Here is an 8,771-nt window from a genome sequence, read left to right as displayed (position 1 = left end):
GGCACCACGACATCGCCAAGCTCCAAATACAAGAAAGCCCGACTCGAAAGAGCCGGGCTTTTTTACGTCTGCAGAAAAGTAAAAATACATTCCAGATATTATTCGCACAGTCTCCATCACCTCCGTAGCGTGGGTTGAGTATCACGAAACCCGCGGATAAGGTTCGCCGTACACCTTTGTATGGTAAATATATTGTTCTTATCTCACGAGCTGGATTACCAGCAACAACAGTATCCGCCTCTACATTTTTAGTTACTACAGATCCCGCACCAATAACACTGTTATCCCAAAAGGTATGGGCTTGATCTATTATCAAATTTTTTTAGAAAGTCTTTTAAGTATTTTGCTAATTATCAATCGATAGCAAACCCTATAAACTTGCCCCATCTTGTATTTACATACCTTACCAAAGGGGAGAAGAGCATGTCTCATCAAATTATTAAAGACTTACATAACCGTTACACGGCTAAAAAATACGATACGAGCAAACGTATTTCATCGGCGGATCTTGACGTAATTAAAGAAGCTATTCGCTTGTCTGCTTCTTCAATCAACTCTCAACCTTGGAAGTTTGTATTGGTAGAAAGTGATGAAGCTAAGCAGCGTTTGCACGATACATTTGCTAACAAGCACCAGTTTAATCAATTACACGCTAAAGAAGCGTCGCATACGCTGTTATTAGCTTACGATCCTAAGTTTACTAAAGAGAAGTTTGTTAAACGTGTGGATGTTGAAGTGAGCTCTGGTCACTTACCAGCGCAACTGCGTGAAAGCTTTATGGGTGCCTACGCTTTTGCTGAAATGAATACGGATGAAAATGGCTACAATGGCAGCTGGACTAAAGCACAAGTTTACCTAGCACTGGGTAACATTATGCATACACTGGCGCGTTTAAATATTGCATCTACGCCTATGGAAGGTGTTGATTCAGAGTTAATCGGTGAGAAGTTTAGCGAAGAGCTTGATGGTCATATTTGTGAAGTGGCACTTGCAATGGGTTACCCAGTTGAAGAAGAAGATTGGAACTTTGGCAAACCTAAAGCGCGTTTACCAGTTGAAGATATTATAGCTACTGTATAACGTGTTGCTATAAGTTAATTAGCCGAGAGCCTTCTCGGCTTTTTTATTTTTAGAATAAACCATACGCTTGTGTTTCTTCGTCTTCCTGTTGTGCTAAATGATCAGGTCTAAATATTGCGCTAGGGTCTATTAAAACACTGTGTTTTTCGGCTAACTTTATTAGCCCTCGCATCATGCCTTTGGTTTGCGGGTCTATATCAAAGCCTACTTCGGTTAATTTATCGAGTGGCTTAATGTCTTCTTTTTTATAATCTATATTGTCCTCTACTTTATCTACTAGTAATCCGATATGCGGGTTGAGCCCATCTTTAGTAGTAAAAACAATAATAGGTTTATAATCGAGTGTTATTTGCTCTTTTGCCGCATCAAACAGACGTTGTAATTGCATAAAGCTGTTGCGCTTTATACTCGCTAAATATTTACTGGCTTGTTTATAGTCTTGCTCGTTATGAGTACTAACTGCACGATCTGTAGCTGTTACTAGCGCTTGAAAAGGCTCATCAAGTTTTTCTATGATAGGTTTTAGGTCACTGTTGTCAGTTTTAAACTCTTTATAAAATACGGCGATGTTGTGCAGCTGAGTTTTATCGTTTGTTATTACGTGGCTCTGTTGCGCGATGCTTTTTTCAAATTGGCTAAACCAATCATTAAGCGAGGCTTGCCAGGTTCTTAGCTCATTAAGTGCTTTTTTATTACTTTGCTCTGTAGAGCTGCCATTTAAAATAACACCTAGGTCGAACACCGGCGTGGGTGTTTCCATGTAGTCTTTTACACCAATAAAGCTCTTATTGTTATTTGGCAATGTAGTGAGGTTATTATCAAACCGCTCGGTGAGTAAAATATCGAGAATTTTAAGTGAAATGGTTTTACAGCCCACTTGAAAGTTTATGAATTCCATACCTTTATCTTTAATTGCCTTGTAATGCTTTAAGGATAGAACAAAATAGATAAATAGCTTAAAGGTTGTGTGGTTTTTTAATTAGTGACTTAACTGCGAGTTTAAATTGTTGCTCTAAGGCTTTTTTTCCACTTAAGCAATGTTGCTTGATTAGCTGCTCATTACTGTGGTTTTGTAATACCATTTGTATCAGCAAGTGGCGATCTTCACTTTTAGTTGCCATTAGGCTGGATGGGGAGTGGTTAAATAAATACCATAGTTTTGGCGCGGTATTAAAGCGATTTATTGTAGTAATTGCAGTGTTTATAGGTGGGCTGGGCACGCTAGATTCATCGATAAATTTACTTATTAGCTCACTGACTAACTCACTGTCGAGTTGGCTAAAGTGCGTTAATAAACCATAAAACAAATCACTTTTAAATTGCTGAGCTAAGGTATGTAAGCCCTGCGTGGAAGTGTCTAATGCTTTAATAACGAGGGCTGAGTGCTCACCCGTGCTTTTATCTCGCTGATAACCTAGCTTTACAGCACAAAATTCCTGAGATTGCCAAAAACGTAAAAGCCCTGCTGTAGCCCCAAAACTTGCACCTATATAACTACAGGTGGGGGTTAGCTGGTGCTGGCAATGCGCTAGCAATGCTTTACCTACGCCTTGTTGGTGCAGGTTAGGTGCAACAGCTATACGAATAACGCGTGCGCTTTGTTTTGTTAAATAGCTTGGCTGTGCGCTTAATTGCGCGAGCGATTGCGCCATTAAATGCCCTTGTGGGCGGCGCTCACCACTGATTACTTGCTTAGCTAGCTTTGCATCCATACCGCCTTCAACTGCTATTAAACACACACCCACAACATGCATGTCGCATCTACTAATAAACAGCCTTTGCGCTGGGGCATCAAGTAATTGGCGTAAATCGTTAACACTGCTCTGGTAATGGGCAAGTGCTAGCAACGCAACTATTTGCTGCAGTAAAGGCTCATTGTTAACGAGTTGCTGTTGAGTGACTTCAACGTGCTCAATGCTATTTAAAGCGGGGGGGTATTCGTTATATTGTGCACCTAAAGCAAAGAGTGTGCGTACATGTTGCTCAAGAGGGTCGCCCTTGGCAAAACGTAAAGGCTCTTCTAAGTTTACAATTTTTGCCGCTTTGTAATTTGCTTTAATATGTTGCGTAAAGCGAATGGTATAGCCTCGGCCATTACCCTCGTAGCCCACCAAGGTGCTTGCAAAGACTATACGCGGGTAGTGCTTTAACATGGTTAACAGTAGTGGGACAGGTATTGCGGCGGCTTCATCAACCAGTAATAAATCACATGGCGGCAACTGATTAAGCAGTGCATCGGGCGCCATGTATTGTAAATTAGCTAAATGTTTTTGCTGAGCCTTGTATTCCACCTGTAAGGTTTTAGCTAAATGCTTAAAACAGCTATGGGTGGCTCTAAATTGTGTTGCGCATACAATGATTTTTTTATCATGTAATGCTGCGGCTGCAAGACCTAGCGCGGCTGATTTTCCTCGCCCTCTGTCGGCATTAATAATTAAAGGCCTGTTCGCACGCCCTGTGGCCACCTTAATTATTTGCTCAACGCATTGTTGCTGCGCCTGATACTCAATTTTATTTGTTACATTGCTTTTGAGCGGCGGCTGTTTAAAGTCAGTGTGTTCATCAAAGTGTATGGCGGGTAGCGTTTGTAAAAGGCGAGAAAAACGTAAATTAAAATAGCTTTGCTGATTACTACACCCATAAGACTGCACGCTTTGCAGCGCAGGGTCTTGCCATGAGGCTAAACGTTGTAAATCAGGCAGTAATAAAAATAAAAGCCCGCCGGCTTTTACGGTGCCGGCTAATGCAGCGAGTTTATCGGGGTAAATGCCACTAAAGCCATCATAAACGGCATGAGGAAACTCTTGCCCAAGTAGTTGATGAGTATGCTCAGGCCAACTGGCATTGGCAAGGCTGCTTGAAAGTAACTTTACATCATCCGAACGGGTTAACGCGCTTAATAGTTCATAGCACCAAGTAGGCTGGCCTGTAATAAGCACTAACTGACGATGCTTTGCGCCAGTTAGTTGCTGCGTTAATTGCTCAACACAGTGCTTATACAGCTTGAAGTCGTGCATATGCGGTTACTAACCATTTGCTGCCAAGGTCGTCAAAGTTTACTTGCACACGCGATTGCGCGCCGCTGCCTTCGTAATTAAGCACAGTGCCAATACCAAATTTAGCGTGCAGTACACGTTGGCCTAAGTTAAAACCACTTTCTTCAAATACAGCATGGCTTACTGATGCGCTAAAACGTCCTGCAGCAGGCGGTCGTGATACCTGTGTTTTAATACGAATTTCTTCTACGCAATCTTCGGGTATTTCACGTAAAAATCGCGATGGGCTATGGTACTTTTCTTGGCCGTATAAACGACGGCTTTCGGCATGGCTTATGTAAAGTTTGTCCATGGCTCGGGTCATGCCCACGTAACAAAGGCGGCGTTCTTCTTCTAAGCGCCCTGATTCTTCATTACTTTGCTGCGATGGGAACATGCCTTCTTCAACGCCCACCATAAACACAAGTGGAAACTCTAAGCCCTTAGCAGAGTGAAGAGTCATCATTTGCACAGCGTCTTCGTGTTCATCGGCTTGGCCTTCACCAGACTCAAGCGATGTATAAGCTAAAAAGCCTTGTAGTGGTGAGCTAAACTCTTCTTCTTCGGGGAGTTCATACTGATCGCAGGCACTGATAAGCTCTTCTAAGTTTTCTACGCGAGCTCGGCCTTTTTCGCCTTTTTCAGCTTGATACATAGCCATAAGGCCAGAGGTTTGAATAGCGTATTTGGCTTGCTCTTGCAGTGTAAGGTCGCTAATTTTATCTTCTATGTGCTCTACCAACTCTACAAATTTTGTAACAGCGCTTGCCGCACGACCCGATAAATGTTGTTGTTCAACAATTGCTTTAGCTGCGTACCAAAGAGGCAGAGACTCAGCACGCGCACAGTCGCGTATATGGCTAAGTGTTTTATCGCCAATACCGCGCGCAGGGGTGTTAATGACACGCTCAAATGCGGCGTCGTCTTGGCGGTTTCCTACCAATCGTAAGTACGATAGCGCATCTTTAATTTCTTGACGTTCGAAGAATCGCATACCACCGTAAATACGGTATTTTAAGCCTTCTTGAAGCATGGCTTCCTCGAGTACACGAGATTGCGCGTTACTACGGTATAAAATAGCGGCGTCTTGCAACGCATTACCAGCATTTAACCAGCTGCGTAGCTTGCTGCTTACAAAGCGGGCTTCGTCTAGCTCGTTAAAGGCGGCATAAATTGATATAGGCTCGCCTTCGTTACCATCGGTCCAAAGGCTTTTACCCATGCGCTCTGAATTGTTTTTAATTAGCGCATTAGATGCTTTTAGAATGGTCGCGGTTGAGCGGTAGTTTTGCTCAAGACGAATAGTCTCGGCGTCAAAATCAGTTAAAAAGCGTTTAATGTTTTCTATTTTAGCGCCGCGCCAACCGTAAATACTTTGGTCATCGTCGCCTACAATCATAATGCTTTGTGTATCACCAGCAAGTAGCTTTAACCATGCGTATTGAATGGTATTGGTATCTTGGAACTCGTCTACCAGCATGTGGGCAAAGCGCTGCTGGTAATGGCGAAGTAGCGTAGGGTTATTTTTAAGTACTTCGTAGCTACGTAGCAGTATTTCTGCAAAATCGACTAAACCTGCACGGTCACACGCCTCTTGATAGGCGGCATATACACGTAGCATCATTTGCTCGTTTATATCGTAGGCTTGAATATCTTTAGGGCGCAGGGCTTCATCTTTTTTAGCGCTGATGTACCAGCCAAATTGTTTGGCGGGCCATTTTTTGTCATCAATATTCATTGATTTTAATAAGCGCTTGATCATTCTAAGTTGATCGTCAGAGTCTAAAATTTGAAAGGCTTCTGGCAGGTTTGCTTCACGGTGATGAGCGCGCAAAATACGGTGTGATAAACCATGGAATGTACCAATCCACATGCCACCGACAGGGGCTTTTAGGGTTTCTTCAACACGGGTGCGCATTTCTTTAGCGGCTTTATTAGTAAAGGTAACCGCAAAAACGCTATAAGCAGAGGCTTGCTCAACCTGCATTAACCACGCGATACGATGAACTAAAACACGTGTTTTACCCGAACCAGCACCTGCTAATACCAGCATGTTTTGTAGTGGGGCTGCAACGGCATCGCGTTGTTTGTCATTTAAGCCATCGAGTAATTCAGAAACGTCCATCGTTACGCCTTTTCAATCAATAATGAGGGCAGTATAACAGGTGTTTTTGTTAGGCTAAATAAAATACTGTTTTTATGAACAGCTATTCTAAAAATACTTGTAAAACTAATCGCTTAGTCGCTTTTTTGTACTCTTAAGTAACGATAATTAATAATAAAAATAATCAAATTGACCTATATTTAGTAAAAAATACTAAAGCAGTTATTTAGTAGTAATTTAACTATTTGATTTTTAAGCTTTAATAAATTGGCATAAAGTGTGATAGTAAGTAAATAACTAAAACTTAAAATTAATTAACTACAGAGGTGAGTATGGCTGATCAAGGTTCTGGCGGTAATGTTATTGCAGCGTTGTGTAATATATTTTTTCCTGGTTTAGGGCAATTGGTACAAGGGCGAATTTTAGCCGCTATCTTTTTTGCGCTAGCTATTATAATTAGTTACGCACTTATTTATGTATTAGTAGGCTTTGTACTCGTGCCTATTATTTATTTATGGTCGATTATAGATGCTGCACGTTTTAGATCGCGAAGTTAGCTTTTATGTCGCCTATTTAAATAGCGCCCATTGGCGCTATTTTGCGTTTTAGGGTCGGTGTTTAAGGCTATTTATGGGTATAATTAGCGCATTAGCGTTTTAAAAGTAAAAATTATGGAATATCAATTTATACGTGACCCTATTAGTGGGCTGCGCATTAAAATAAGCAGCGAGCATGCCCTAATTGGCCGTTGGTTAAACGAAGAAATTGGCAAAGAAAAAGTCGAGATGGTACAAGCACTTATTAGCTCGGTAAAAACAAGTTACGAGCCAATAACGTTAAAAGGCCAAGAGATAGACTTAATACTCTCTAAAGACGAAGCCTTATTTGAAGCCCATGCCCTACACCAAGACAGCGAAGATTTAGTCGCCTATCAAGATGATGACTTAATGCTTGAAGAAAGTGGCCTAGTGAGTGGTTGTGGCTTTGAAGATTTTATAGATTTAATAGAGTCATGGGCTGAGTTTAGTGGCTCGCGTTAAGCGTTTAAAAGGCCAACCTAGTTGGCCTTTTTTGTAATATCAATGGTGTTAAGTTATTAGACATTTATAGCGCTCTATTTAGCACCCTAGAATGGTTAAATATTTAAGTCGATTGGTATATATCTACAAATTATTGATTTTCTATTGATTTAACGCCAGCTAATAATAGCTCCTCTGTTAAACGTACTTTGTAATTAGGGTTTGCGTACTGAAAATACACAACGCTACTTTTATCAATTACAAATACAGCCGGTACAGGTAAAGTGACGTTTACCTTGCCTTGGGCATCAACAAAGTTAACACCGCGCTTATTGCGATAGATAGCGGCTGTTTTATCATCTAAAAAATAAGCTAAACCTAAGGCTTTTGCTAGGGTTAGGCTATCATCTGAAAGCAGTAAATAATTTGGCGAGCTTATTTTACTTTGGGCTAGTTTTTCTGGGCTATCTGGCGATACTGCAATAATTTGCGCGTTTAAATTAGCGAGTTGCTGCTCAATTTCTTGTATATTAGCCAGTTGCTTTGAGCAATAAGGACACCAACCTCCGCGGTAAATAATAAGCACCGTTGTTTTTTCAGCAAAGCGCTTTTGTAACTCTACATTATTACCATGTTGATCTTTGAGCGTTATATTAGGCACGCTTAAGCCCGGTAATAATGGTGATACTTGCTCGGGGGCTGCAGCAATTCCTTCTGTACTTGCTTGCGCATTCGCTACTAAAAAAGCAGCCATTACAATAGTCGCCAAGGTATGCAGTAACACTTTACTCATCATTATTTCCTGCCCTGTTTTTATGTGCTGTTTATAATAGATCAAAAATGCACTTTTTATTATTTGCCTGTATCATAAGCGTAATTTAAAAGCTCAAGTGGAAACGATATGTCAGCCAACTTAAATAAGCTAGTAGTAATGCTAGAAATGCAAAATGCCATGAACACTAAAGTTCATGATCAATGGTTTAGCCAAGGCTTTGAGTGGTACAGAGCCATTTGGGTAGAGTGTGCAGAGATGCTAGATCATTACGGTTGGAAGTGGTGGAAAAAACAAACCCCAGACACCGAGCAAGTCATTCTAGAATTGGTTGATATATTTCATTTTGGTTTGTCGTTAAGAATTGACGGAACAACCTCTTACGAAGAGTTAGCTAAGCAGCTAGAACAAGAACTTAGCGCACCACAGGCCGCAGATGACTTTAAACAAACTCTTGAAATATTAGCAGCTTCAGCAGTTGCAAATAAAACCTTTAACGCGGCCGCGTTTGCAGGGTGTATGGCGCAAATAGGGATGGATATTGACGATTTATACCGCGGTTACGTAGGTAAAAACACGTTAAACTTTTTTCGCCAAGATCATGGCTACAAAGATGGCAGCTACATCAAAGTATGGAATGGCCAAGAGGATAACGAGCATTTAGTCGAAGTCGTTAAAAGCCTTGATACCGAACATGCCGACTTTGCAAAGTTAGTATATCAAGGCCTAGTGGCGCGTTACCCGCAACAATAATCTAGCTG

The 8,771-nt window shown here is 41.3% G+C and carries 8 protein-coding genes and 1 pseudogene; 4 read left to right on the top strand and 5 right to left on the bottom strand.

What is annotated here, in order from left to right:
* Positions 1-190: 190 nt before the first annotated feature.
* A pseudogene (locus MTF64_RS12430) lies at positions 191-286 on the bottom strand (sugar O-acetyltransferase); the annotation flags it as partial.
* A 137-nt stretch (positions 287-423) separates the two neighbouring features.
* On the opposite strand from MTF64_RS12430, the gene MTF64_RS12425 reads away from it, so the two are divergent.
* Positions 424-1,080, top strand: a complete 657-nt coding sequence (locus tag MTF64_RS12425) for an NAD(P)H-dependent oxidoreductase (protein WP_096738911.1) — start codon at positions 424-426, stop codon at positions 1,078-1,080.
* Positions 1,081-1,129: 49 nt separating this feature from the next.
* Here the strand turns inward: MTF64_RS12425 and MTF64_RS12420 are convergent, their stop codons facing one another.
* From MTF64_RS12420 to uvrD, 3 genes are read right to left on the bottom strand one after another with little or no spacing between them, the layout of a single operon-like run.
* Positions 1,130-1,978 (bottom strand): chemotaxis protein, encoded by an 849-nt coding sequence (locus tag MTF64_RS12420; protein WP_248451559.1) that lies wholly within the window; start codon positions 1,976-1,978, stop codon positions 1,130-1,132.
* A 58-nt stretch (positions 1,979-2,036) separates the two neighbouring features.
* Complete coding sequence (locus tag MTF64_RS12415) at positions 2,037-4,097, bottom strand: GNAT family N-acetyltransferase (protein WP_248451558.1); 2,061 nt, start codon at positions 4,095-4,097, stop codon at positions 2,037-2,039.
* A complete protein-coding gene (gene uvrD, locus MTF64_RS12410) occupies positions 4,075-6,240 on the bottom strand; it encodes a DNA helicase II (RefSeq protein WP_248451557.1) in 2,166 nt (721 codons plus the stop codon). Before uvrD ends, MTF64_RS12415 begins: the two co-directional genes overlap by 23 nt.
* Positions 6,241-6,551: 311 nt before the next feature.
* Between uvrD and MTF64_RS12405 the strand changes: the two genes are divergently transcribed.
* Both MTF64_RS12405 and MTF64_RS12400 read left to right on the top strand, forming a co-directional pair.
* Entirely contained in the window at positions 6,552-6,776 is a 225-nt protein-coding gene (locus MTF64_RS12405) for a hypothetical protein (protein ID WP_004588664.1), read from the top strand.
* Between the two features lie 114 nt (positions 6,777-6,890).
* Positions 6,891-7,259 (top strand): YacL family protein, encoded by a 369-nt coding sequence (locus MTF64_RS12400; protein ID WP_096040980.1) that lies wholly within the window; start codon positions 6,891-6,893, stop codon positions 7,257-7,259.
* Positions 7,260-7,389: 130 nt separating this feature from the next.
* On the opposite strand, the gene MTF64_RS12395 is transcribed toward MTF64_RS12400, so the two are convergent.
* Positions 7,390-8,034, bottom strand: coding sequence for a peroxiredoxin-like family protein (locus tag MTF64_RS12395; RefSeq protein WP_248451556.1), 645 nt, complete (start codon positions 8,032-8,034; stop codon positions 7,390-7,392).
* 105 nt (positions 8,035-8,139) lie between these two features.
* Between MTF64_RS12395 and MTF64_RS12390 the strand changes: the two genes are divergently transcribed.
* Complete coding sequence (locus MTF64_RS12390) at positions 8,140-8,763, top strand: dUTP diphosphatase (protein WP_004588667.1); 624 nt, start codon at positions 8,140-8,142, stop codon at positions 8,761-8,763.
* Positions 8,764-8,771 lie beyond the last annotated feature (8 nt).

Origin of the sequence: Pseudoalteromonas sp. 2CM41L, from assembly GCF_023161905.1 — a bacterium.
In the GTDB taxonomy this organism is placed as follows: domain Bacteria; phylum Pseudomonadota; class Gammaproteobacteria; order Enterobacterales; family Alteromonadaceae; genus Pseudoalteromonas; species Pseudoalteromonas atlantica.
This window is presented reverse-complemented; position numbering and strand designations above follow the sequence as displayed.